Raw genomic sequence first — 24941 nt, forward strand, 5'->3', positions numbered from 1 at the left:
AAAAGTTATTTGAAAAGATTAATGTTTATCTTAATTTAATATCTCCGCCATCTGCCATAAGCGTTTGTCCGGTCATATACTGACTGTCTTCACTCAAAAGAAAGGCCACGACTGGTGCGACATCTGTTTGAGGATCGCCAAAACGGTGCATCGGATGCTTATCAGCAATTTCTTGGTACTGCTCTGGATAGGCCTCTTTCCATTTTTCAACGCCTTCGGTTAACGCAAGTGGACAAAGAATGTTGACCCGAATACCATCTTCCGCCCATTCATTGGCGGCCACTCGCGATAGGCCGCGAATCGCTTCCTTGGCAGCGGCATAACTCGCTTGGTTTTTTTGACCCGTTAAGGCGGCACCAGAACCAAAATTAACGATAGCCCCTTTTGTTTTCTTAAGCTCCGGATAGGCCGCTTTCATAAAGTTTAAAGTTCCGTTAAAGCCGGTACCCATAGATAAAGACCAATCGTCTTCGGTAAGCTCCATTAAGGGCTTTTGTTTGGAGGCGTGGGCATTATTGACGACGCCAGTCAGTTTGCCAAATTTTGAGACAGCCATTTTGACCGCTTCTTCAGCGACTTCAGGTTTGGAGATATCGCCTTTCAGAAATGCAATTTGCTCAGGATTGCTATCCACTTTCTCTTTACCAGCAGCCTCGTCAATATCTACTGCTACTACCGATGCGCCCCTTTCGGTTAACACCGTGGTTATCGCGCCGCCAATGCCTGCAGCGCCGCCCGTGACGATGATGACTTGATCTTGTAAATTTTTCATAATAATCCTTTTTTTTAATTTTAAATCACTAATTTTAAATCACTAATTCTAAATAACGAATTTTAAATGACATGTGCCATGCTCATTATTATTTTATGATAGCCTAGTTATCGCTATGACTTAGTATAGGTTTTGAGTGGCAATGTTGCGCATAAATACGCTTTTAGTGAATGGTAACCCCGTAAATCTAACCTGTTTAATAAATAAAACAGCTAACAAAAAAGGGTCATGCTTATGCAGACCCTTGTTTGTTTTTATGCGAGATACTAGCTGCTACCCATTACGCTTACCTTCCAAAAATATCATATCGATCACGATTAGCGCAACGCCAATGCTAATACCCATGTCGGCCACGTTAAAGATAGGATAATGCCAGACATCAGCGTTATGCACATGGATGAAGTCGATGACATGACCATGTAATAACCGATCGATTAAGTTACCAACGGCACCGCCAAGCACCAGAGCTAGACCAAAGGAGAGCAATTTGGCAGGGCGTGGCGCCTTAACCAAATAAACAATCAAAAATAGCGACATCACCAGCGCCAGTCCTGCAAAAAACCACTTTTGCCAACCGCCAGCATCGGCCAAAAAGCTAAACGCTGCGCCATAGTTATAAGCGAGTGTCCAGTTAAGAAAAGGCTCAATCACAGGAACGGGCTCATGAAAAGTCAGCTTAGTTTCGGCCAGCCATTTGGTCCACTGGTCTATAACCAATACCACTAGCGATAGCAGATACCACATAAAAGCACGGCTGCCATTGGCAAGCATCTTGGGCTTCTTATGCAAGCGACTTCTAGGCGTGTCTGAACTGCCGGTAGTCACATGCGCAGGTTTGGGGTTAGTGTCAACCCCAACAGTGGGCTGCTCATGCTGGGATGAGTCAGGTGGGTTAGGCATAGTGGCGTACCTCGCCCAAGCCTGCGACGTTGGTTACGCAGCGTGCGCACAATTCTGGATGCGCCGGATCGACTCCGATATCATCACGGATATGCCAGCAGCGTACGCACTTGGTGCCGGTTGCTGCCTTCACATCAACTTTTAGGTCGGCTTCTTCTTCTGTGCCATTTCCACTAGTTGAGTTCTCAAAATCCTCATTGATATCGGCAGGTGCTTCACTTAGCGCTGCAAGCGTGGCATTACTGGTGATAAGCACAAATCGTAGCTCCTCGCCAAGCTTAGCCAAACTATCATGCATCGCACCATCTGCATAAAGGGTAACGTCAGCGGATAAGTTAGCGTTAATAATCTTATTACCACGGGCTGTCTCGATATGCTTATTAACCCTATCTTTAGCACGCATGATGTTATGCCAGTCATCAGTGCTGATTGCGCTGAGTTCAAAGTCCGGGAACTGATACCAAGTTTGAGTAAAGACGTAGCTATCTGTAACTTCACTATCGGCACTTTGTAATACTTCCCACGCCTCTTGAGCAGTAAAGGATAATATTGGTGCGATCCAGCGGATCAGCGCATGAGCGATATGATAGATAGCCGTTTGTGCTGAGCGGCGTGGTTTACCGTCGGTTTGCGTAGTATATTGACGGTCTTTAATAATATCTAAATAAAAGCTGCCTAAATCTTGCGAGCAAAACGCTGTAACATGCTGGGTGACTTGGTGAAAGTCCATTGCATCGTACGCACTCAAAATTTGTGCTTGCACGCTTTGCGCACGCTCAATAATAAACTTATCAAGGCTCACCAGCTCATTGATATCGACACTATCGGCTGCAGGGTCAAAATCATCAGTATTGGCGAGTAAGAAACGCAAGGTGTTACGGATACGGCGATACATATCAATCGCCCCTTTAAATACTGTTTTACCGGCACTCATCTCATAACGATAGTCGCTGGAGGCAATCCACAAGCGCAGCATATCGGCACCAGTTTTATTGATCTCATCTTGCGGCGTGATGATGTTGCCGAGTGATTTGCTCATCTTACGGCCATTTTCATCGACTACGAAACCATGAGTCAATACTTGCTTAAAGGGTGGGCGCTGATACATCGCTTCTGAGGTCAGTAAGGACGTTTGGAACCAGCCACGATGTTGGTCCGAGCCCTCCAAGTACATATCAGCGGGATTAGTCAGTTCCGCACGCTGCTCAAGGACGGCAAAATGAGTGGTTCCTGAATCAAACCAAACGTCTAAGGTATCGGTTGCTTTATCATAGTCAGCCGCTTCCTCGCCTAGATAGTCTTCACAGCTGGCATCAAACCAAGCTTCTACGCCGCCTTCATTGATCTTTTGCGCCGCTGTTTCCATCAGCTCTAAAGTATTGGGATGGAGCTCGCCGGTTTCTTTATGCATGAAGAAAGGAATAGGCACGCCCCAAGTGCGCTGACGTGAGATACACCAGTCAGGGCGACCGTTCATCATAGCCTCAATTCGGTTTTGTCCCCAAGCTGGCGTCCAATTGACCGATGGAATATCAGCCAAAGCACGCTCGCGTAACCCTTCTTTTTCCATATTAATGAACCACTGCGGGGTGGCACGAAAAATAATAGGCGACTTATGACGCCAGCAGTGCGGATAGCTGTGTTCAATCTTGGTATGGCTGATTAGGTGTCCATTATCATGCAAGGTCTCTATAATCTTGGGATTGGCTTTATAGATATGCTCACCGGCGAATACCGCGGCACTATCCAAATAAACGCCCGTAGCGCCAACTGGATTTTCTACTGGCAGATCATATTTTAAGGCGACAATATAATCGTCGAGACCGTGTCCGGGTGCTGTGTGTACCAGACCCGTACCACTATCGGTAGTCACGTGCTCGCCTAAAATCAGCGGCACTTGACGATCTTCGATTAAAGGATGCTGGGCTTGCAGACCTTCAAGCTCCCGGCCCGATACCGTCGCCAAGATACCTTTATTGCTTAAATTCGTTGATTCCAAAACCGTATCGACCAGCTCTGCTGCCAGCAGTAAGTTACCCCTTTCAGTGGCAACCACACTATAGTCATGCTCAGGGTGTACTGAAATTGCTTGGTTAGCAGGCAAGGTCCAAGGTGTTGTCGTCCAAATGACGGCAGCGATTGTCTCTTTGATATCCGTAAATGCGCTAAGCTTATCGGTATCTAAAACATCAAAGCTAACATAAATAGCATCAGACACTTTGTCTTGGTATTCCACTTCGGCTTCTGCTAGTGCTGAGGTACAGTCCAAGCACCAATTAACCGGCTTCATACCACGGGTGACATGACCATTTTCATAAATTTTCGCCAGTGCGCGCACGATATTGGCTTCTTGATGAAAATTCATGGTCAAATAGGGATTGTCCCAGTCACCGAAGATGCCTAGGCGTTTAAAGTCCGCTTTTTGTAGCTCAATCTGGGTGCTGGCATACTCGCGGCACAGACCACGAAACTCAGTGGCCGATACTTTTTGGCCAACTTTACCCACTTTAGCTTCGACTTTTTGCTCAATCGGCAGACCGTGACAGTCCCAGCCCGGCACATAAGGCGCATCAAATCCTGACAAGGTTTTGGACTTGACGATAATATCTTTTAAGACCTTATTTACCGCATGACCTAAGTGAATCTGACCGTTGGCGTAAGGAGGGCCATCGTGCAAAATATATTTAGGTGCACCAACCCGAGCTTCACGAATCTGGTCATAAATACCATCTGCCTCCCATGCCGCCAGCCAATCCGGCTCACGTTTGGCAAGGTTTGCACGCATCGGAAAAGGGGTGTCAGCAAGGTTCAGGGTGTCTTTATAATCTTGGCTTGGGGTGTAAGTAGCTTTGTCAGTCATAAAAGTTGTCTTATATTAGAGGGCGTTTTAGAGAGCTTTTTAAAGTACGTTTTAAGAAGTTATTTAGTAGCAACTATTAGTACAAATGAATGAGTTGTCGGTCAAATTATAAGCGAATGGCAGCTATTATATGTCAAAATGGATAGGGTAAAAAGGGCTAGCAAGTTTAGGGCCTACTTTGGCAAAAAATAATAACCAATCTGCATCAACTATTGATTGCGAGTTATTCTATTTCTGCTAGGCTAAAGATATAAGGGTATAGTTAATCCTAACCAAATCGTCAGATCCACTAAATTTGATACTAATAAATAACCATCATAGCATTGTCGTCAAATAATCCATACTTTAAGCCATTTATCAAGGCCGCTATAAATTTTTCAGTCTATAGATATTGGGTTTATATAACATTATACAAGGAATAATTATGAAAATAGGTATCCCTAAAGAGATTAAAAATAATGAAAATCGAGTGGGACTAACTCCCAATGGTGTGCGTGTCCTAGTCGAGGAAGGCCATGATGTTATTGTTGAAGAGGGTGCAGGCACAGGCTCACAATTTACCGATGATGATTATCAGGAAGCGGGCGCTACTGTCGTTGACAATGCTTCAGAAGCGTGGAATGTAGAGTTGGTTATCAAAGTCAAAGAACCGCAACAAGATGAACATCAATATTTGACTGAAGATTTAATCTTATTTACCTACCTACATCTGGCCAACGAGCCTGAGCTGGCTAAAGTGCTCATCGATAATAAAGTTATCGCTATTGGTTATGAGACCGTTCAGCTTGATGATGATTCTCTACCATTACTGACCCCCATGAGTGAAATTGCTGGGCGCATGAGTACCCAAATTGGGGCGCAGTTTTTGCAGACCTTTTATGGCGGTAAGGGGATTCTACTCGGCGGGGTTCCCGGGGTGCAAAAGGGTAGAGTAACTATCATTGGCGGCGGAACCTCGGGTACTGAAGCGGCGAAAATCGCCGTAGGTCTACGAGCTGATGTGACTATCTTGGACTTAGATCCTCAGCGTCTAAAAGAGTTGTCCGAGATGTTCGGTAATAACGTCCAAACCTTAATATCTAACAAAGTTAATATTGCTAAGAGCGTGAAAGATAGTGACTTGGTGATTGGAGCCGTATTAATTCCGGGCGCCTCAACGCCAAAGCTAGTCACCGAAGAGATGGTTGAGTCGATGGACGATGGCGGCGTTATTATCGATATCGCCATTGACCAAGGCGGCGCTTTTGAAACTACCGATCACGTTACTACCCACGATGATCCGACTTATACCAAACATGGTATTATTCATTATGCAGTGGCCAACATTCCAGGTGCAGTACCACGCACGGCAACGATGGCACTCTCTAATGTAACCTTGCCTTATATACAAGAATTAGCTAAAAAAGGTTTTAAAAAGGCCTGTGATGATAACCCAGCCTTGGCAAAAGGTGTTAATACTGCCCAAGGTCATATGACTTATGAAGCGGTTGCAGAGGCACTAAATTATGAGTATAAAGATTTGGGTGAGCTAGTTAATTGATTTTTACTGTTATACCCGCTAAAAAACGAAAGTCTGCTAAATATTTATTAAATTAACGACTATTTAGCAGGCTTTTTATCGTTTACCCTAACGAGCTCAACCACAACCTAAGCTTAAGCGACCAAAGCGGCTGAATACCGGTTAATCCTTGGGTCATCTCCCCATCTTTTAACACCACATAAGAAGGGGTAACTTGTCCCTGCCAATCGGCGAAGATTTCTCCTTGTTGATCATTAATAGTAGTAAAGCTAAAGTTATTCTCAGTCAGGTAATTATCCAACTCTTGATTGCTACCCGATTGAATAGCGATGGTGACTACTGGATAATTGCTGGTGTTGCTAAGCTTATCTATAGTCGGAGAAGTGACACTACATATTGGACACCAAGTCCCCCAAAAATAAACCAGCGTGGGCTGATCAGCGCTCATAGCTGCCAAATCAACCGCTTGTCCTTTATAATCGGTCAATTGCAACTGTGGATTGGCTGGCATCACTGGCTGTCGCCACCAATTAACAGCGCTATAAATCGCTATAAAAACCAAACCATAAATTACAACAGTTTTGAGGATGGAAAGTAGTTTTTGCTGCGGTGTTTTTTTGGTTTTAATCTTTTCTTTATTTCGTTTTGCATCAGTGGCCATAGCATCTACCTTTTTGGGGTTAAGGGGATAGCACTTGCTTTTAGCTTATAAAAATAAACGGCTGAAGTATCAGCCGTTTATCAAAATATTTTATGAAATGTTACCCAAAAGCTTAAGACTTTTGGGCGCGGTTTTGTAAGGGGTCGCCATGTAGAACGCTGCCGGTATTTTCACGGCGTTCCTCGTCAGTTAACTTACTAGCTGAGACTTTGGCTTTCTTTTTCCATTTTAGACTAAATAAGTCGTCACGGCGATCTAGTAGATTGTGTACCGAGCCTTCGTTACGCACATGAATTAGCTTATCCAAGTTAACGTCGGAGAAAAACACCATTTCCGTATTAGGCGTAGTCTCTGCCATGATAGCATCATGCGGAAAAGCAAAGTCGGATGGCGAAAATATGGTTGACTGAGCGTACTGAATGTCGAGACTTTCAACTTGAGGTAAGTTACCAACCGAGCCGCAAATCATCACATAACACTCGTTTTCAATTGCCCGTGCCTGTGCACAATGACGGACACGTAGATAACCGTTTTGGGTATCTGTCCAGAAGGGCACGAACAAAATATCCATATCCTCAAGTGCCATCAAGCGTGCCAACTCAGGAAACTCAACGTCATAACAAATCAAAATACCGACCCGGCCTGCATCAGTGTCGAATACTTTGACCTCATCACCACCTTCGATAACCCAAGCGCTGCGCTCATGGGGCGTGATATGGATTTTTCGCTGCTCTTCAACCGTACCGTCGCGGCGACATAAATAGCTGACATTATATAAAGTATCATTTTCATCGATCAGAGGCATGGAGCCAGTAATGACGTTGACGTTATAGGTGACGGCTAAATGTGAAATCTCATTTTTGAACCATTCGGTATAGTCCGCCAAAAAACGTATGGCAATATTCTGATCGGTTGATTCGCATAAGCCCATCAACGGAGCGTTAAAGAACTCCGGCAAGCAAGCAAAGTCAGAGTTGTAATCAGCCATGATATCGACGAAGAATTCGACTTGTTGGAGTAGCTCTTCAGGTGATTCCACTTCACGCATCTGCCACTGAATACCGCCAATACGCACTTCAGATTTACGCGTATTGGGCTTATAATCTTTGGGCTCATAATAGATATTCGCCCACTCAAGTAAAGTAGCAAAGCCTTTAGACTGCTTATCATCAGGCAAATAACCGGTCAAAATACGTTTAACGATAAAACCATTCGATAACTGGAATGATAACGCTGGATCATGAATCTCACGGGATTCAACCGCATCGATATATTCGCCGGGGGTGAGGTCTTGATGATCCTGATATTTAGGAATACGACCGCCAGCTAAAATAGCGCGGAAGTTCAATTGACGGCACAGCTCTTTACGGGCGTCATAAAGTCTACGACCGAGGCGATAACCACGATATTCAGGATCTATTAAAGCGTCAAGGCCGTAGATAGTATCGCCTTCAGGGTTATCTATAATAATCTCTCTATGACCAATCAAGTCGTCATAAGTGTGCGGATTGGAGAATTTAGTGTAATCAACCCGCACCGATAGCACCATGCCGATCAATTGGTCATGGTCAAATAAGGCGATTTGACCTTCCGGAAAGGTATCGATCAGGTTGTTGATAGTGGCTTTTGACCAAGAACCACCTAAGTTGACATAGACTTTATCCATTAATGCTTTTAGCTGAGGGTAATCTTTTTTCTTAATCTCAGCAATAGTGAGATGAAAGTCATCTAATTTTTCTATTTTACTCATAACAATCCTATACTAACGGTTGGCTGCAATTAGCCATTAAATTTAATATTACTTTTGGTCGAAAAATAGTTAGCCGATCATAGCGCAGCAAAACTTTAGACCATCTAAAAAATGATATTAATAAAGCAACAATAGTGTTACAATAATCAACGATAACAATAACTTGCTACATAATGGCGTTGCATTTTTATCTTTATTGCAAATTTATCGGTGTGGATATTTATGTTCGCCATCATACCATCCCAACAGCCCATTACTAGTTAATTGGCATAGTCTTGATGGTCATTTACTGTTTTTTTGCAAGATCTCTAGCTCCTACCTTATGCACCTGAATCGCTTTTAGGGTTTTTCTAGCATAAATGCCTGCAAATATATTGTGAGCTTCTAAACATTACTTTTGAAAATCACTGGGCTTTTAGTCCCTCATCTTTATTTATGATATACGCGATTACTTAGGATAGTTTTGTCATGACCTCACCTTTAGACCATATTGACAAGGTCAAAATGCTGGATAAAATACCAGAAAACGCTTTAATCCAAATGGTCTATGTCAGTAGTCTTACCATGACCGCGCGCCTGAACACCTCAATGTTCGATGAGGTCAAAGTCAGCGCTCGTGAGTACAATCAGCAGCATAATATTACTGGGGTTTTATGTTATGGCAATGGGCGTTTTTTACAATGTATTGAAGGTGAAAAAGCACAAGTACTAACATTACAACAACGTATTTTCGCTGATAAGCGTCATAAAGATATAAAGATATTATTACTACAAGCTATTGATCAACGTGATTTTATAGATTGGCGCATGCGTTTATTGTTTCTTGAGCGCTGGTTGTGGTCACCGACTACTAAGAAACAAGTGACTCAACTCTCACCTTTTTTGCCTTTTGCCCCGCATAGCTGGGATTCTGAGCGGGCAGAACGGTTTTTGCAAGTAATCAGAACCTTTGATACCCCGCCGCATATTAAGAGTGCTGGCATTACTTATAATGCCGTGGGTAACATGTTTCGTCATATTATTGCCCCGCACCAAGCATTTTTGGTGGTTCAAGGCGTTTTAGCGCTGCTATTATTCATTGCCTTGATATTGCTCTATTACCAATTCTAAAGTTTAATCCTTTATAAAAAATGACGGTAATCTCTCAATAAAAACCACAATAAAAATGACGCTAACCTATCGGGTATAGCGTCATTTTTTATGCTATCTATTTTTATGTTATCAAGCTCTTTTATCATCAAGCTTAAGTAGGTTCTATAAGCGCTGATAACTTTTAAAATTACATATCAAAGATTTTGCCCCGGTTCATAATATTATTCGGGTCAAAGACCTTTTTGATCTCGCGCAAGTAATCAATCTCAGTTTCGCTACGACTATATTGCAAATAAGGCTTTTTAGTCATGCCAACACCATGTTCAGCAGAGACTGAGCCGCCATATTTTTGTACGGTTTCAAACACGTGTTTATTAACTATCTGACACTCGTGAAAGAAATCATCCTTGCTCATATCCTCAGGTTTTAGAATATTTAAATGCAAGTTGCCATCGCCAATATGTCCAAACCAGCAAACCTCAAAGTCAGGATAGTTGCTACTAACGATATGGTCAATCTCACTGATAAATTCAGGCACGTAACTGATGAGTACTGACACATCGTTTTTATAAGGGGTGAATACTGAGATGGTCTCAGAGATATATTCGCGCAGCTTCCACAACTCTTCAGCCTGAGCAAGACTTTGACTCATAACGCCATCAACGACCCAGCCTTGCTCCATACAATGCTCAAATATCGCCATGGCTTTATCCATGATCGGCTCATAGGGCGCTTCAAACTCTAGTAGGGTATAGAACTTGGTACGCGATTCAAACGGCTCTTGCACTTGTCCATGCGCCATGAGTTTATCAATCGCCACCTCATCAAAGAACTCAAAAGCAGTCAGATCTATCTTTGCCTGAAAGGCCGATAGGACATTCATGACATCATTAAAGCTCTCCATACCCAGCACCATGACGTTCAAGTCTTGCGGACGACGCTCGAGCTTGATTTGCGCATGAGTAACCAAACCCAGGGTGCCTTCGCTACCGATAAATAGTTGACGCAAATCATAGCCGGTAGCGTTTTTAATCATCCCGCGGTTAAGCTGTAAGATATCGCCTTTCCCGGTTACCACGGTCAGTCCCATGATCCATTGACGAGTCATACCATAACGAATGACCTTAATGCCGCCAGCATTAGTACCGATATTACCGCCGATTTGGCTTGAGCCTGCGGAGGCAAAATCAACCGGATAATATAAGTCTTGAGACTCAGCGAATTGCTGTAACTGCTCGGTGACTACGCCAGCTTCAATCTCGACCATGCGATCGGCGGGATAGAACTGACCTATCTTGTTCATTTTATCCATGCTCACTACAATCTCGCCATTAGCAGCGACTGCGCCTGCCGATAGACCTGTACGACCACCGCTTGGCGTTAGTACGACCTTATACTCATTGGCAAGTAGTACAATAGCTTGCACTTGCTCAGTCGATTTTGGAAACACCACCGCAGCTGGTGCAGGTGCAAAGTGCTTGGTCCAGTCTTTGCCCCAATGCTCTAAGCTCTCGTTATCAGTTTTGATTTGAGTACTATCAAAATTATAGGTGCTAATAAGAGCCGCTAGGATGGTCTGTACAGCATCAGCAGCTGCCACAGGTTTGAGTGCTGGCTCATTAATATTGGCTTGGTCTGCAGCATGAGTACGCTCATGAGCAAGTTGGTCTTTAATTTGTGATGCGGTCATAGTGGTCTCGGTAGTTTGAAAAGCACAATATCTAAAAATAATGATATTCAACATAGATTAGGTCAATATTATCACATTGCTAGCCCATAGCTAAAGCTATGCAAACAACCGCCAGCTTACTACAAATCAAAATAGCTACTATTTATTCATACAATCCTCTAACATCATGCCGTGATTTTGTGTAAGATAAGCAAATTGTTTTTTATTCATCATAAACTACTTATCAGACCGCTAAATGTGCTACTGGCTATGGTTGTCAGATAAATAGAATATTAAAGTTATGGGGCAGGTTGTATATGACGCTATCACTACAAAAAGATAAAATCCGCTTTTTATTACTAGAAGGTGTGCACGATAACGCTCTAAAGGTACTAAAAAGTGCAGGCTATAACAATATTGAATACCTTAGTCAGGCATTAGATCAAGATGAGCTGATCGAAAAAATTAAAGACGCTCATTTTGTGGGTATTCGCTCACGTACTCAATTGACACGCGAAGTATTGTCAGAGGCCAAAAAACTTATCGGTATCGGCTGCTTCTGCATTGGCACCAACCAAGTAGATTTGGATGCGGCGCGTGAGATGGGTATTCCAGTTTTTAATGCCCCTTACTCAAATACCCGCTCAGTAGCTGAATTGGTACTGGCGGAAGCGATTATGCTCTATCGTGGTATTCCAGAAAAGAATGCTACTGTACATCGCGGCGGCTGGGGTAAGTCGGCTAAAAACTCCCATGAAGTACGTGGTAAAACCATCGGTATCGTTGGTTATGGCTCTATCGGCTCCCAGTTGTCAGTGTTGGCTGAAAGCTTTGGTATGAAAGTTATTTATCATGATGTGGTTACCAAGTTACCGCTGGGTAATGCAGTGCAAGTAGGTAGCCTAAAAGAGTTGCTGTCTACTGCTGATATCGTGACTTTACATGTTCCTGACGTCCCAAGTACGCGCTATATGATGAAAGCTGAGCAGTTTGAGCAGATGAAAGAGGGCAGCTACTTTATCAATGCGGCGCGCGGTACTTGCGTTGAGATTGATGATTTAGCAGCGGTACTGGAGTCTGGTAAGCTGTTGGGCGCTGCTATTGATGTGTTCCCCAAAGAGCCAAAATCAGCTGACGAAGAGTTTGAATCGCCACTGCGTAAGTTTGATAATGTTATCTTGACCCCGCATATCGGCGGCTCTACTCAAGAAGCGCAAGAAAATATTGGGCTTGAAGTCGCTGAAAAATTTGTTAAGTATTCAGACCAAGGTGATACGGCGACAGCGGTGAACTTCCCTGAAGTTTCTATTCCGTTCAAGGAAGGCTCGCATCGTTTGCTGCATATTCATAGAAACGTGCCGGGTGTACTCTCGCAAATTAACCGTCTGTTTGCTGAAGCGCATATCAATATCTTAGCGCAGAGCTTGATGACCGAAGGCGATGTAGGGTATTTGGTAATGGATGTGGACTACCATGACTCAACAGCCGCTTTGGATCAACTAAAAGACGTTGAAGAAACTATTCGAGTGCGTATCTTGTTCTAAAATTGATGTTTATATTTTAATTTTACTGGTATAAAAAAAGAGAGGCTCAATTAAATTGGGCCTCTCTTTTTTATGGTTAATTTTACTAGTAATAAATCTAGCCTACTTAAGCCTTGTTAGCCACGTCTGCTTGACGTCGTGCTTCCATTTTAGCGGCTTTACGTTTTTCTATAACCTCATTAACTTCACTACCGATATGCGCTTCACCGCGTTTTTTTGCTAATTGCATTTGATGCTCACGTTCACGAAAGCGTGCTTTTTGCTCCTCGGTAGCATTGTCTATGCAGTGCGGGCAAGATTCACCTTTGATGTAAGCACTACTTTGCATGTCCTCTTGAGTGATAGGCATCCGGCAGGCAAAACACTGGTCATACTCGCCTTTCTCTAAATCGTGATTGACCGATACTCGATTATCAAAAACAAAGCATTCGCCTTGCCACATAGATTCGCTGGCAGGCACTTCTTCTAAATACTTGAGAATACCGCCTTCTAAATGATAAACCTCTTCAAAACCTTGCTCACGCATAAAGGCGGTTGATTTCTCACAGCGAATACCGCCAGTGCAGAACATCGCTACTTTTTTATGCTTATTAGGATCAAGCTCATTGGCCACATATTCTGGAAACTCGCGGAAAGTTTCTGTATTGGGATTAACTGCATTTTGAAAAGTGCCGATCTGTACTTCATAATCATTACGCGTATCAATCAATAACACTTCAGGATCAGAGATCAGCGCATTCCAATCCGTTGGTTTTACATAGCGGCCAACCGATTGCAGCGGGTCGATATCTTCCACGCCCATAGTAACGATCTCTTTTTTGAGTTTCACTTTGGTGCGATAGAAGGGCTGCTCATCGGTATAAGACTCTTTGAATTCAAAACTACCAATAGCTTCGATGCTCCTCAGGTAATCAAGGACATTATCTATGCCTTCGCGGCTACCAGAGATAGTACCGTTGATACCTTCTGAAGCTAATAAAAGCGTGCCTTTAACTTCATTGTCTAACATAGTATTCAAGATAGGCTCACGGTACTGCTCAAAATCGCTAAAGCGGGTAAATTTATAAAGGGCAGCGACGACGATGTTATTAGTTACGCTGTCGTATTCGGTGGATTTTTTGGTAGAGCTTATATTATCTAGGGTGTTACTCATGGGATTCTCCTGCGGGCTAGGTCGCAAACCTAGTGCAATGATTAAGAAATTATTTTGATAAAACTATCACCAGGGCAAAAACATGTGTTTAAGCCGACGCAGGCGCAGTGTAACAAATTTTACTTGGTTTTTGAATGAGTTGCGTTATTAAAGGATTTGGCGTGGGTTATTTTTAGAGCTGTTTTATCTTTATACTTTAACTATCTTTCAGCTATAGTTGAGTCACTTTTAAAGTGTTATCGTTTAGTGCTGCTGGTATTTATTTTACGCAGCCTCTGTCAGCGTAGACACAGCACGCAAGTAAAATAAATACCAGCAGCACGTTATGAATCTACATACACGTTATGAATCTACATACACGTTATGAATCTACATACACGTTATGAATCTACATACACGTTATGAATCTACATACACGTTATGAATCTACATAACAGCTTTAATTTTTCGATTTATGAGCGCTTATAAAGATGTAAAAAGTGATAAATATTATCTTTCAACTAACTATTAGTCGGCTATAAAGGTAAACTAAGCGTATATCACAAAGTCAATGGAGATGACACATGAGTAACCCCGCAATTAATTCCTCTACCAAGCCGACCATTAGCCAATATCCGGTACCTGCTTTAGATAGCTTACCTGCAGATATTCTTGAACGCATTCTCGCAGTACAAGAAAAAGCTAAATTTATACCGAATGTATTTTTAGCATTAGCGTATCGTCCAGCGGAGTTTCGAGCTTTTTTTGCCTACTATGATGCTGTTATGGAGCGAGAGGGCAGTACACTTAGCCCAGCTGAAAAGGAGATGATCATCGTCGCCACTAGCGCCGCCAATGGTTGTCAATATTGTGTCATTGCTCATGGGGCGCTGCTACGTGTATTCTCTAAAGAGCCGCTGCTCGCGGATCAAATAGCGATCAATTATCTACATGCGCCTCTTAGTGCTAAGCAAAAAGAGATGCTAGCGCGTTTTCTGTAAAGCTGTGCCGAACACCGGAGGCTATCGAAGAGGCAGATTATGCAGCACTTAGAGAGCACGGTTATGATGAAGAGGATATTTTAGATATTGCTGGTATCACGGCGTTCTTTGGATTGTCTAATAGAATGGCAATCGTGATGGGTATGCAATCGAATGTAGAGTTCTATACCATGGCACGTGCGCCGAGGGAGTAAGGGCTTTGAGTAACTTGCCATTGCATTGAAGCATTGAGGAATGGGTACATTGAAAAGATAAGTTACCGCTCAGTTTTGTTTTTCATAAAAAAATCCAGCTCAAAGGCTGGATTTTTTATAAGCTTAACATCAAAACTCATTTATTCTGGAACCAGCTATCCGCTTGGCTGCGAGCGCTAGCAATATCTGTGCTAGATAAGTTCAAAGCCAATTGACCAATTTTGCCGCGGGCTTTATTGCGTACTTTTTCATCAAGCATGCCATCACGGGCAGCAAGGTCATACCATTTGTACGCATCTACTAGATTCTTTTGTTTTTCATCTAGCAAAGCAAGTGTGTAGCTGGCACGGTTATCACCACGCATCGCCGCTTTTTCTAACCATTTACGAGCTTGGTTAATATTTGGCTGCACGCCTTCGCCGCGTAAATACATAATAGCCAAATTAAGCTGAGCAGGAGCAACCCCTTGTTCTGCTGCACGGGTATACCACTGAATCGCTTGCTGAGTATTTTGAGCAATACCTTGACCTTTTTGCAAACGCTTAGCTAAATAGAACTGCGCATGATCGTTACCTTGAGAGGCGCGTGAAGACAATTCATTCACTGGCATCAGCTCAAAGCGTGAGACATCAAGTGGCACATTCGATATCAATTCAGCGTTGGCTAGGCCGGCACAAGAGAATAGGGCAGTAAACAACGCGGCTTTTAATAATTTCATAGCAGCTCCAAAATGAGATAATCAATAAAGGTATGGCTGAGAGCCAAATCTCAAGCAACATCCATATTTAAAAATAGAATGCACCGTTATGCTATTTCACCTACCTGTATTAGCTAAAAAATTAGCTGTAAAAACAAAAAATAGGTTTAGTTAACAGATAAACGGTTGAAATAGGGGTGTCATTGACACTATTTTGTTAGCTTACCACTCAAAGTTACGAAACTCAAATACTAATTACTTAATTTAACCCCGATCTCTTTACTATTGAATGTAACAAAATCATACAGTTACTGTTCTGTAAGACTGCTTAGACCTAATTTACCTTTCTGTATAATGATCGTCAAATGTTTATTGGTAATAATATTAGTATGGATCTCCTCAAACCATCTTATGTTAAACCGTAGCTAGTTTTAACCTTTAGTCACACGATAGATAGCAACATCAGCCAAAAGGTTGGGAGCTTGGCGAATCAAAGTAGTCATCAGAGGATTATGACCTTTGTCAGAATCGCTAACCGCAAAGCGATTAATAATATGAATATTATGATCGCGACATAACGCTTCAAAGTCTTTAAAGGTACATAGATGGATATTGGGGGTGTTGTACCACTCATAAGGCAGCGCCTCTGAAACTGGCATCAAACCTTTAAATCCTAAGTGAATACGGTTTTGCCAATGGGCGAAATTGGGGAAGGTAATAACCGCTTCGCGTGCGACTCGTAGCATATCAAGCAGCAAGATATCAGGCGCTTTGACGGCTTGTAACGCCCGTGCCATGACCACGGTATCAAAACTATTATCTGCAAATCGAGCTAAACCGTCATTGAGGTCTTGCTCAATAATAGATAAGCCTTTGCCAATGGCATCATTGATTTTATCCTCGTCAATCTCGAGTCCATAACCGGTTACGCCAAGCTGGGTTTGTAGGTGCGCCAGTAGTTCACCATTGCCACAACCTAAGTCTAATATGTGGGACTGTGGAGCAATCCAGCGCTCGGCCAATTGATGATCCATTCTCATGAGCGTGCTCCTTTAGTTGTCAGACTATTAGTGATAAAGGGGGCAGTTAAGAAGCCTTTGACGGCGCCGATATAGCGTGGGATTTTAAATAAAAATGAATCATGGCCATGCGGAGCATCGACATTGATATAGCTGACCGGTTTGCCGGTTGCCATTAGGGCATCGACAATCTCTTGTGAGCGCTCTGGTGCAAAACGCCAATCAGTGGTGAAAGATACTACTAAATATTGGCATTGAGTATGGGCAAAGGCGACTTTTAAATCGGATAATTCATGCTGATGATGGTCGCTATCATCGTCATTATTATAGTCGTCAGTATCATCCTTTGCAGCAGTAGGGCTGTCATCTTTATTTATACTGTTCTCTTCGTCTTCATTATTATCTTCGTCTATATAACCACGTGTTGGATCAAAATAATCTAAGGCTTTGGTCATCAAAAGATAAGTATTCGCATCGAAGTTTTCACTAAAGCGCTCGCCTTGATAACGTAAGTAGCTCTCGACCTGAAACTCCACATCGTAGCCGTACATAAATTTGCCAGATTTTAGATCTCGCCCAAACTTGGCCTTCATCGCATCATCGGTTAGATAGGTAATATGCCCAACCATTCTTGCTAGAATTAGACCACGGCGCGGATAAGTACCGGCTTGTATATAACGGCCATCTTTGAAGTCAGGATCAGATAAAATAGACTGCCGAGCGACTTCATTAAAGCCAATATTTTGCGCCGAGAGCTTAGGCGTACTGGCAATTACTACGCAGCGTTTTAGCCTGTCAGGGTAATCAACCGACCACTGTAGCGCCTGCATCCCGCCCATCGAACCGCCAACGATGGCGTGCCACACATCAATACCGAGACGGTCTGAAAATAAAGCTTGGGTTTTTACCCAGTCTTTAATGGTAATTAACGGGAAATCAGGCCCATAAACTTGCGGTTCACCATCATTATCGATGCTATCTGGATTGATAGAGGTTGGGCCGGTTGAACCAAAACAACTGCCAATATTATTGACGCAAACCACAAAGAACTCATTGGTATCGATCGCCTTATTAGGGCCAATCATATTGTCCCACCAACCCGGCTTTTTATCCTCGCTACTGTGATAACCTGCGGCATGATGACTGCCGGACAGGGCATGACAAATTAATATAGCGTTTGACTTATCCTCATTGAGGGTGCCATAAGTTTCAAAAACCAAGTCAAATGAGGGGAGAATGCGATTGCATTCAAGGGTTAGCGGCTCGTCGAAATGAAAGATCTGTGGTGTGATAATGCCCACTGAGCCATTTAAGCCAGCCGAGTCAATTGAGCTCATGGATTCAGAGCGGTCGCTATTAGAATTATGGTTGGTAATATCGGGACGTGTGCTCAAGGCTACCTCGCAGGACAACAGTCAATGAAATAAGAGCGATAAAATAGGCGATGTTATCGATATAACTGTCTATTGTATGGTGATGTGCGAATGAGTACAACCTTCATCCTGAGTGTTTGTTTGCTTTAAGTACAGATTAATAATGATAAGTTAATAATTACAGATAAATGCATAGTCGTTGCCTTTGTGATGCGTTTTTGAGCTATAAAATGCTACACTAAGCACCCAAACGAATTTACCCTAAACCTTTAATAGATGTGCCGCCATGAAACCTGAATTGCCTCCCCGTATTGCTGTCTTGCTAGTTAATCTTGGTACGCCAGACGAGCCGACTGCGCCAGCGGTACGCCGTTATTTGCGTCAGTTTTTATCAGACCCACGTGTGATTGAGATTCCACAGTTTTTGTGGGCTATTATCCTTAATTTATTTGTATTGCCCAACCGTCCCAAGCGAGTGGCCAAGGCTTATGCCAGTATTTGGGAAGGCGATTCACCTATTCGCAAAATACTCAAAAGTCAGGTGGAGATGCTAGAGCCACGCTTGGCTAATAGCGCTGGCCCGTTTCGGGTTTCTGTGCATCCAGCGATGAGCTATGGTAATCCTGGCCTGCCAGATGTGATGGATACGCTACGTAATGAGGGCGTGGATCATTTTGTCATTTTGCCATTATTTCCGCAGTATTCTGCAACTTCAGGCGGTGCGGTATATGACGCGCTGACTAAGTGGACGCTCAAGCAACGCAACTTGCCCAACTATACCATCGTCAAAGACTACTTTGCCCATCCGCTATATATCAAAGCGCTAGCCGATTCGATCCGCCGCTTTCAAGCCGTCCATGGCAAGCCTGAGAAACTAATGTTTAGCTTCCACGGTATTCCGCAGCCTTATGCTGATAAAGGCGATCCGTACCCTAAGCGCTGCAAATGTACCGCGGCTCAGGTTGCGCACGAGCTTGGACTGGGCGAGGATGAATGGATTATCAGTTTTCAGTCACGCTTTGGGAAGCAAGAATGGGTCAAGCCTTATACCGATGTGGTATTAGAGGACTGGGGCAAGTCAGGCGTACGCTCGGTACAAATCATCAGCCCAGCATTTTCTGCCGATTGTTTAGAAACCTTGGAAGAATTAGCGATAGAAAACCGTGACAACTTCCTTGAGGCAGGCGGGCAAGAATATCACTATATCCCTGCGCTCAACCTTGATGAAGCGCATATTGATTTATTAGAAGCGTTAAGCGCGCCGCTGGTTAAAGGCTGGGCGGGTACGCTTGATGGTTGGGCATAATAAAGGTTGCTATTAGCCCGTTACTAACATTAGCTAGCTGTTAAAGCTCATAAAAAGCACCTTTGTCTATTAATGACAAAGGTGCTTTTTTATACGCTTAGATATAAATGAGTCTGAGGCGGTAATTTTACAGTAAAAAGCTGGCAATAAAGCGATTAGAGACTAAAAGTCATCGTCATTAGTACGCTCAGCTGCCTTTCTATCGGCGATATCGACAATGTTAGGATAGTTGTCATCATCAAGATTGCCTTCTACCAATAACTCATTCACTTGGGCTTCATCAACATTTTGGCGATGCATAGGTGTAAGACCTTGAGTGGCGCCAGTACCCGCTTCTGTATTATCAAATCCTGCGGTATTATCAATGACGTCATCATTATCAAAAGTATGTAGCATCGGGTTGTCTAAATCGACCCTTTGACTGCCTTGATCTTCGTCATCAGTCAGGCGGTTATCACCTTCGATATGATCCATCTCTTCAGGAAGGGGTGTTTTTGGATTGTCCATAATAATTCCTTAGTTATAGGTTTATAATAATTGTCTGTAATAGCTATTTGTTATTAATAAATGCTAGTTTGCAATTTTGTGGCGCTTAACGCTAGTATCAAGGTGTCACAGGTTGTTCAAAAAGTGTAATAGTTGAATCACTTTAAAAGTGTTACCAGCAGCACATTTGCATCTACATAACAGTTTTACTTTTAACTGACTATAGTTGAGATATTAAAAAGGAACCATCACAAAAAAGGCTACTCACATTGGGTAGCCTTTTTTGTATGTAGCTCATTTACTTTAACCAATTATTATATATAAACAATCCAGCCGCTACTTTGAGCCAATTTTACTGTTTACCAAGCGGATAATAGGATCGGGCGTAACCTGTGAAAGCTTATGGAATACTTTGGCAGGCAAGCCAATAGGATAATGAGTACGTGATAATTTGCGATTAGCGCTAGTACTTAATTTGCATAAGCTTTTGGCAACATCGTTGACGGTTAAGTTAATACCCAAGCGATCAATACTAGTGACTTCAAGGTCTTTAGTCATATCTGATTTGACCCATAGCGGCATCACATCGATGACTTTGATACCCAAACTAGCATATTCAATGTTTAAGCCTTCGGTTAGACCACGCACGAAGAACTTACTGGCAGAGTAGTTAGCAACCTCAGGCTGACCATAAATGGCGGAGGCAGAGGAGACGTTGATTATTTTACCATTTTTGCTATCGGCCAAATAAGGCGCGAGCTTATGACAGCCAATCAGTACGCCTTTACAGTTAACGTCAATCAAAGCCAGCTGCTCATCTAAATTGGTAGTTGGCAAAGTGCCGCTGACCAGTACGCCAGCGTTATTGATGAGCACATCAATCCCACCAAAATTATCGATCATCTCTTCAATAGCATCATCCCACGAGTCCGGCTGGGTTACATCAAGCTGACCAGTGATAATGCGGTTTTTCTTATTGGGCTTCTTAAAGGTTTTATCTTTTATAGCTTGCTCAAGGGTGTCGGTATTGGTCGCAAATAGGCCGACGCTATGCCCTTTTGCCGCTAACTGTTTGGCAGTGGCTAAACCAATACCACGCGATGCACCAGTGATTAAAATATTCATAATGATTCACTTTATAGTTGTTGGTAAGAGGTAATATAGTTTTGATACTTTTTAGTATAGCAAGTTAGCAAGCTTTTACTATAAGCTCTCGGTAATTACTATAGGGAGGGGTTGAAAATATCATATTGAGTAAAGCTATGAAAAAATGTGGTAAAAGCGCTTAGCTGTTATGAGCTTCTAATTCAAAGCCCTGTCTATTTGACAGTCGACCTTCAAAGTCAGATAGATCAAAACTTAATAAGTAAAGTAAGGCAATAGTGTAAATGATATTTTCACTCAACTCTTCTACGGCTACACCTATTTCTGGAGAAAATCCAATAGCATTTTCTCCCATGTATTGTAAAAGCGCTAAGGCTGCGACAATGATATACAATGCGATAGCGGTATCTTTTAATAAAACCCAAAAATAACGCCATGAATAAATTAACAAACCTGCAGTGATAATATAAATGAGCAAAAGGACACTGTCCTCCCACCAGTCATAAGAGTGACTCCAGATTGAAAAGCCACTAGGTATAAATACATCTGCTAGATAGTTGAGCTCTCTACGAATCACAATAAAGAAGACTAAAATCGCTGCTATCCAAAAATAATGCCCCTGTTTAATGTGACTCTTTAGGGAATACTGGAGGCATCGTAGCAAGCACAGAACTAGGATAATATTACCGACGATCTCAATGACGCCATTCTCGTTAAAAATGGTAAGCTCCAGTATTATCAGGTTAAAAACAAAAAAGTGAGCCGATAGGCTCACCTTGAGTACTAAATTAGTGCACTATAAACAAAAAATTCTGATGCAATGCTATTATAACGCCAACTTTGATAACTTTCCATTGTTGAGCTTAATTAAATAAAACCTTGATTAAGTTAAGGTTTTATTTGTTTTACGAAATACTCTTCTTAATTTTATGCTACTTCTTGCCTAACCACGGATAGACTAGACTGTGCTAAAGCGATCTAAAAAAAGGCTTCCATCCGTAATAAGGCAGAAGGGAAGTGATCTTTATCTTCTGTTTTGTCATTATAGTAGCCAAGCTCAGTTTGTACATAAAGCCACTCGCGCCAAATGGGTTGACGGTAGCTGATAGCAGGGCCGTAACTGTTTAGGGTGGATTTATCATGATCAAAGTAACCACTAGTTGAGATACCGTAGGCCAGCTGTTTTTCATTACCAAAATAATGCACCTGCCGTAGATCGTTACTCCAGTCTGTGCTTTCTTTATGATCTCGGTTACGATAGCGAATAGTGGTGCGATTGTGGATAAACTTATCATCTCGTATGCCGTACTGCATACTCAACCCGCCTCTGACATAGTGCTCACTATCAAGACCATAACGATAAAAGTTATCATTGCTTATTTTGAGTCTCTCATCTTGATACCAATCTTTATCTATGCTGACTTTGAGATATAGATCATCCACCGAGCGCACACCGAGATCCACATCGGTTTTTAGACCCAATTGATCTTCAATCTGCTCATTAAAACGAGACCAACGTAAGGCAATGGAAGCGTTTTGCTCTCGAGTTCGTTTGCCATCTATCAGTCCGTCTCGATCATCAGCAGTGTCTTTATCGGTCTCTCTAGTAGTCCCTTGCTTCAAAAAGGTATCATCATCTAACTCTTCATCACCTATTATTAAGCTTAGTCTTCTTTCTAACACCGGTAAGCGCAAACGACCACGAATTCTAGGTTTGACCGTAACATCACTACCAGTGATTGGATCATTGGCCCAGCGTGTATCCATGACTATTCGTAAGCTGGCTCTAGCCGGCTCTTTTGGATCAGGCTCACCGAACCAATCATCCATCTCATTGGCCCATTCGTTCAGTTTTTCTTTGACTTCCTGACGGGTCTCGTCCGTCCAGCCCCATTCTTCACTATCGGGCTCAGGAGACAGATCAGCAGTTTTATAATCGAAATCACTAGGTGCTACAGAGGTCTCTGTTTTTGCTGTCGCTTCTTCAGATAGAGTATTGGAGGCTGCTTGTATTGATGGCTTGGTTTTGGCTTCAGCTTCTACTGCTGCATCAGTATTGACAGCAGTATCAGCGATTGCAGGTGTCAGTAGACCAATGCTTAAAAAGCACAGAATACTGATATGGAGTGGTTTGGTCATAGTGCGGTTCGTTTACTTTTTTTATGTCGGTTTCTTGCAGACTGGTATGGATAAATAAGACGGGATTATGGCATATATTGACGGGGATTTGAGGGTGGTGATGATATTTTGATGGGTGATTAAAGCAAAATTTGAGAGATGTTTATCTTATTGGTGCGCTGGGAGCACCCTACAAAATTTTAGAAGTCTACCCTAACAGCTCTTAAGTCTATCACCCGATGACAAAGCCGCTTAACCAAAGCGGCGTCATGACTCACGACCAGTATGCCGACGTCACTATGCTCAAACTTTTGCAGCACCGCCTGCCAAATCTGCGCTTGTGTAATCGCATCAAGCATAGTAGTCATCTCATCAGCAATAAGAAACTTGGTCTTTGGCCCAAGCGCCCTTGCCACGCAAAACCGTTGCAGCTCTCCTCCTGATACCTCACTGGGAAAGCGGGTGAACCACTGTTTTTCAATCCCTAATAAATCTAACAACTGCTGATCAGGCTCCCAGCCCTCATTCAGCACTTTTTGCATTTTCCAGCGCGGGTTCACCGCTTTTTCAGGATGTTGAAAAACCAATTGTACCGGATGATAGGTTTGTTTAGAGATAGCTGATCCATTTAGCGTAATGCTTCCCTCTACAGGCTTTTGATAACCGGATAAAATACGACAAAGGGTGGTCTTGCCTGAGCCACTAGGCCCTACGAGCCCAACGATTTCGCCTGACTCTATCGTTATATCGACCCCGCGAAATAACCAAGGGCCGTTCCCGTAGCGAAAGCCAATATTTTTAGCTTCAAGTCGCATGAAGACAACTCACTTTTCCTGTACGAAGCTCGCGCATATCTGGTTGTGCTTCATTGCAAGCAGGCAGCATAAGCGCACAGCGAGGCGCAAATAAACAACCGGGTGGCAGGTCAGCTGCCTTCGGCTGCGAGCCCGGAATAGGAATAAAATCGTTCTGTGGCAAGGCACGCCATAGAGCTCGGCTATAAGGGTGGCGCAGCCTGCCGCCGTCTCCGCTAAAATCTTCTACTGAGGCGACTTCAAGCGTCGTCCCTGCGTAAAAGACCGCGATTCGATCGGCGATTTGTAAAGCCGCTTCAATATCGTGGGTAATGAACATAATGGTGCGCCCCTCATTAGCCAGATCTCGAAAGCTTTGCAGCGCCTCCTTGATGACCACAGGATCAAGTCCGGGCGTCGGTTCATCGGCTATAATAAGCTTGGCATCTCTGACAATAGCAGTCGAGAGCAAGGTTCTGCGTGCCATACCGCCAGAAAGCTCAAAAGGATACATGTTTTCAACCTCTGGGCCTAAATGCAGGCGCTCGAACGCTGCTCTTTGCGCCTTGATAGTTGCTTTATCGTTTGCAGGCGATCGGACTTGCTTAGCTATGCGCATAAGCGGGTTAAGAAAATTAACGGACTGCGGAATCAAGGCAATCTCGCTGGCGCGTAATAATGCTTGACGCTCAGCCGTTAATGTCTGCCCTTTATATTTAATACTGCCACTTACATTGGCATTCTCTGGCAAAATACCTAGAATAGAGTGGGCGAGCAAACTCTTTCCTGAGCCACTCGCTCCCACAATGGCTAGTATCTCACCTTTTTTTAGGCTTAGATCTAGACCTGAGACCACATTTAATTCTCTTTGTTTTAACCCACCTGTATATTGGTTAAACGATATCGATAAATCGCTTACTTCTAAAATCGACATCTATTTTCTCCCTTTT

General features: G+C 43.0%; 21 protein-coding genes. 5 read left to right on the forward strand and 16 right to left on the reverse strand.

Translation table 11 applies throughout. The features are described 5' to 3' along the window. Nucleotides 1-25 precede the first annotated feature (25 nt). The 3 genes from JMX18_RS12105 to ileS all read right to left on the reverse strand — a co-directional run bounded on the left by JMX18_RS12105 (nucleotide 26) and on the right by ileS (nucleotide 4532). The gene (locus JMX18_RS12105; RefSeq protein WP_201587985.1) at nucleotides 26-772 is read right to left on the reverse strand and encodes an SDR family NAD(P)-dependent oxidoreductase; all 747 of its coding nucleotides are present in this window, start codon (nucleotides 770-772) and stop codon (nucleotides 26-28) included. Nucleotides 773-1045: 273 nt separating this feature from the next. Then, entirely contained in the window at nucleotides 1046-1672 is a 627-nt protein-coding gene (gene lspA, locus JMX18_RS12110; RefSeq protein WP_201587986.1) for a signal peptidase II, read from the reverse strand. Then, nucleotides 1665-4532, reverse strand: a complete 2868-nt coding sequence (ileS, locus tag JMX18_RS12115; protein ID WP_201587987.1) for an isoleucine--tRNA ligase — start codon at nucleotides 4530-4532, stop codon at nucleotides 1665-1667. The genes lspA and ileS overlap by 8 nt, the downstream gene beginning before the upstream one ends. A 424-nt stretch (nucleotides 4533-4956) precedes the next feature. Between ileS and ald the strand changes: the two genes are divergently transcribed. Beyond that, a complete protein-coding gene (gene ald, locus JMX18_RS12120; RefSeq protein WP_201587988.1) occupies nucleotides 4957-6072 on the forward strand; it encodes an alanine dehydrogenase in 1116 nt (371 codons plus the stop codon). An 82-nt stretch (nucleotides 6073-6154) separates the two neighbouring features. Here the strand turns inward: ald and JMX18_RS12125 are convergent, their stop codons facing one another. Both JMX18_RS12125 and JMX18_RS12130 read right to left on the reverse strand, forming a co-directional pair. Beyond that, nucleotides 6155-6712: a protein disulfide oxidoreductase gene (locus JMX18_RS12125; RefSeq protein WP_201587989.1), complete on the reverse strand. Its 558-nt coding sequence runs from the start codon at nucleotides 6710-6712 to the stop codon at nucleotides 6155-6157. A 112-nt stretch (nucleotides 6713-6824) separates the two neighbouring features. Next, nucleotides 6825-8462: a carbon-nitrogen hydrolase family protein gene (locus tag JMX18_RS12130; protein WP_201587990.1), complete on the reverse strand. Its 1638-nt coding sequence runs from the start codon at nucleotides 8460-8462 to the stop codon at nucleotides 6825-6827. 468 nt (nucleotides 8463-8930) lie between these two features. Between JMX18_RS12130 and JMX18_RS12135 the strand changes: the two genes are divergently transcribed. Beyond that, nucleotides 8931-9572, forward strand: a complete 642-nt coding sequence (locus tag JMX18_RS12135; protein WP_201587991.1) for a BLUF domain-containing protein — start codon at nucleotides 8931-8933, stop codon at nucleotides 9570-9572. A 169-nt stretch (nucleotides 9573-9741) separates the two neighbouring features. Here JMX18_RS12135 and JMX18_RS12140 read toward each other — a convergent pair whose 3' ends face one another. After that, a complete protein-coding gene (locus JMX18_RS12140; protein ID WP_227674656.1) occupies nucleotides 9742-11244 on the reverse strand; it encodes an FAD-binding oxidoreductase in 1503 nt (500 codons plus the stop codon). A 290-nt stretch (nucleotides 11245-11534) separates the two neighbouring features. Here JMX18_RS12140 and serA point away from each other — a divergent pair, with 290 nt between their 5' ends. Next, on the forward strand, nucleotides 11535-12767 hold the full coding sequence (gene serA / locus JMX18_RS12145) for a phosphoglycerate dehydrogenase (protein WP_265088828.1): 1233 nt from the start codon (nucleotides 11535-11537) through the stop codon (nucleotides 12765-12767). 106 nt (nucleotides 12768-12873) lie between these two features. Here serA and trhO read toward each other — a convergent pair whose 3' ends face one another. Then, nucleotides 12874-13920, reverse strand: a complete 1047-nt coding sequence (trhO, locus tag JMX18_RS12150) for an oxygen-dependent tRNA uridine(34) hydroxylase TrhO (RefSeq protein ID WP_201587993.1) — start codon at nucleotides 13918-13920, stop codon at nucleotides 12874-12876. A gap of 563 nt (nucleotides 13921-14483) precedes the next feature. Between trhO and JMX18_RS12155 the strand changes: the two genes are divergently transcribed. Beyond that, nucleotides 14484-14900: a peroxidase-related enzyme gene (locus JMX18_RS12155; RefSeq protein WP_201587995.1), complete on the forward strand. Its 417-nt coding sequence runs from the start codon at nucleotides 14484-14486 to the stop codon at nucleotides 14898-14900. 330 nt (nucleotides 14901-15230) lie between these two features. Here the strand turns inward: JMX18_RS12155 and JMX18_RS12160 are convergent, their stop codons facing one another. The 3 genes from JMX18_RS12160 to metX form a co-directional block, all read right to left on the reverse strand. Beyond that, nucleotides 15231-15812 carry a tetratricopeptide repeat protein gene (locus JMX18_RS12160; protein WP_201587996.1) on the reverse strand — a complete coding sequence of 194 codons (582 nt, stop codon included), beginning with the start codon at nucleotides 15810-15812 and terminating at the stop codon, nucleotides 15231-15233. Nucleotides 15813-16222: 410 nt separating this feature from the next. Next, complete coding sequence (metW, locus tag JMX18_RS12165) at nucleotides 16223-16831, reverse strand: methionine biosynthesis protein MetW (RefSeq protein WP_201587998.1); 609 nt, start codon at nucleotides 16829-16831, stop codon at nucleotides 16223-16225. Next, nucleotides 16828-18147, reverse strand: a complete 1320-nt coding sequence (metX, locus tag JMX18_RS12170) for a homoserine O-acetyltransferase MetX (protein WP_201588348.1) — start codon at nucleotides 18145-18147, stop codon at nucleotides 16828-16830. Before metX ends, metW begins: the two co-directional genes overlap by 4 nt. Before the next feature lie 322 nt (nucleotides 18148-18469). Here metX and hemH point away from each other — a divergent pair, with 322 nt between their 5' ends. Next, a complete protein-coding gene (gene hemH, locus JMX18_RS12175; protein WP_201587999.1) occupies nucleotides 18470-19489 on the forward strand; it encodes a ferrochelatase in 1020 nt (339 codons plus the stop codon). Between the two features lie 162 nt (nucleotides 19490-19651). On the opposite strand, the gene JMX18_RS12180 is transcribed toward hemH, so the two are convergent. From JMX18_RS12180 to JMX18_RS12205, 6 genes are all read right to left on the reverse strand, one after another. Continuing rightward, nucleotides 19652-19996 carry a hypothetical protein gene (locus JMX18_RS12180; protein ID WP_201588000.1) on the reverse strand — a complete coding sequence of 115 codons (345 nt, stop codon included), beginning with the start codon at nucleotides 19994-19996 and terminating at the stop codon, nucleotides 19652-19654. 315 nt (nucleotides 19997-20311) lie between these two features. Further along, nucleotides 20312-21100 carry an SDR family NAD(P)-dependent oxidoreductase gene (locus tag JMX18_RS12185; protein ID WP_201588001.1) on the reverse strand — a complete coding sequence of 263 codons (789 nt, stop codon included), beginning with the start codon at nucleotides 21098-21100 and terminating at the stop codon, nucleotides 20312-20314. 160 nt (nucleotides 21101-21260) lie between these two features. Continuing rightward, nucleotides 21261-21854: a hypothetical protein gene (locus tag JMX18_RS12190; RefSeq protein ID WP_227674657.1), complete on the reverse strand. Its 594-nt coding sequence runs from the start codon at nucleotides 21852-21854 to the stop codon at nucleotides 21261-21263. A 203-nt stretch (nucleotides 21855-22057) separates the two neighbouring features. Continuing rightward, a complete protein-coding gene (locus tag JMX18_RS12195; RefSeq protein ID WP_201588002.1) occupies nucleotides 22058-23218 on the reverse strand; it encodes a hypothetical protein in 1161 nt (386 codons plus the stop codon). Nucleotides 23219-23397: 179 nt separating this feature from the next. Continuing rightward, complete coding sequence (locus JMX18_RS12200; protein ID WP_201588003.1) at nucleotides 23398-24012, reverse strand: ABC transporter ATP-binding protein; 615 nt, start codon at nucleotides 24010-24012, stop codon at nucleotides 23398-23400. Then, nucleotides 24002-24925: an ABC transporter ATP-binding protein gene (locus JMX18_RS12205; protein ID WP_201588004.1), complete on the reverse strand. Its 924-nt coding sequence runs from the start codon at nucleotides 24923-24925 to the stop codon at nucleotides 24002-24004. The genes JMX18_RS12200 and JMX18_RS12205 overlap by 11 nt, the downstream gene beginning before the upstream one ends. Nucleotides 24926-24941: the final 16 nt, after the last annotated feature.

The sequence above is a fragment of the Psychrobacter jeotgali genome (assembly GCF_904846315.1).
Taxonomy (GTDB): domain Bacteria; phylum Pseudomonadota; class Gammaproteobacteria; order Pseudomonadales; family Moraxellaceae; genus Psychrobacter; species Psychrobacter jeotgali.

What these genes read in the sequence shown, in the direction of transcription:
- JMX18_RS12195 (WP_201588002.1), bottom strand. Translation starts at nt 23,218, where the DNA reads ATGACCAAACCACTCCATATCAGTATTCTGTGCTTTTTAAGCATTGGT.
- ald (WP_201587988.1), top strand. Translation starts at nt 4,957, where the DNA reads ATGAAAATAGGTATCCCTAAAGAGATTAAAAATAATGAAAATCGAGTG.
- trhO (WP_201587993.1), bottom strand. Translation starts at nt 13,920, where the DNA reads ATGAGTAACACCCTAGATAATATAAGCTCTACCAAAAAATCCACCGAA.
- lspA (WP_201587986.1), bottom strand. Translation starts at nt 1,672, where the DNA reads ATGCCTAACCCACCTGACTCATCCCAGCATGAGCAGCCCACTGTTGGG.
- metX (WP_201588348.1), bottom strand. Translation starts at nt 18,147, where the DNA reads ATGAGCTCAATTGACTCGGCTGGCTTAAATGGCTCAGTGGGCATTATC.
- ileS (WP_201587987.1), bottom strand. Translation starts at nt 4,532, where the DNA reads ATGACTGACAAAGCTACTTACACCCCAAGCCAAGATTATAAAGACACC.
- JMX18_RS12105 (WP_201587985.1), bottom strand. Translation starts at nt 772, where the DNA reads ATGAAAAATTTACAAGATCAAGTCATCATCGTCACGGGCGGCGCTGCA.
- JMX18_RS12155 (WP_201587995.1), top strand. Translation starts at nt 14,484, where the DNA reads ATGAGTAACCCCGCAATTAATTCCTCTACCAAGCCGACCATTAGCCAA.
- hemH (WP_201587999.1), top strand. Translation starts at nt 18,470, where the DNA reads ATGAAACCTGAATTGCCTCCCCGTATTGCTGTCTTGCTAGTTAATCTT.
- JMX18_RS12125 (WP_201587989.1), bottom strand. Translation starts at nt 6,712, where the DNA reads ATGGCCACTGATGCAAAACGAAATAAAGAAAAGATTAAAACCAAAAAA.
- JMX18_RS12160 (WP_201587996.1), bottom strand. Translation starts at nt 15,812, where the DNA reads ATGAAATTATTAAAAGCCGCGTTGTTTACTGCCCTATTCTCTTGTGCC.
- metW (WP_201587998.1), bottom strand. Translation starts at nt 16,831, where the DNA reads ATGAGAATGGATCATCAATTGGCCGAGCGCTGGATTGCTCCACAGTCC.
- JMX18_RS12130 (WP_201587990.1), bottom strand. Translation starts at nt 8,462, where the DNA reads ATGAGTAAAATAGAAAAATTAGATGACTTTCATCTCACTATTGCTGAG.
- JMX18_RS12180 (WP_201588000.1), bottom strand. Translation starts at nt 19,996, where the DNA reads ATGGACAATCCAAAAACACCCCTTCCTGAAGAGATGGATCATATCGAA.
- JMX18_RS12185 (WP_201588001.1), bottom strand. Translation starts at nt 21,100, where the DNA reads ATGAATATTTTAATCACTGGTGCATCGCGTGGTATTGGTTTAGCCACT.
- JMX18_RS12200 (WP_201588003.1), bottom strand. Translation starts at nt 24,012, where the DNA reads ATGCGACTTGAAGCTAAAAATATTGGCTTTCGCTACGGGAACGGCCCT.
- JMX18_RS12135 (WP_201587991.1), top strand. Translation starts at nt 8,931, where the DNA reads ATGACCTCACCTTTAGACCATATTGACAAGGTCAAAATGCTGGATAAA.
- JMX18_RS12205 (WP_201588004.1), bottom strand. Translation starts at nt 24,925, where the DNA reads ATGTCGATTTTAGAAGTAAGCGATTTATCGATATCGTTTAACCAATAT.
- JMX18_RS12140 (WP_227674656.1), bottom strand. Translation starts at nt 11,244, where the DNA reads ATGACCGCATCACAAATTAAAGACCAACTTGCTCATGAGCGTACTCAT.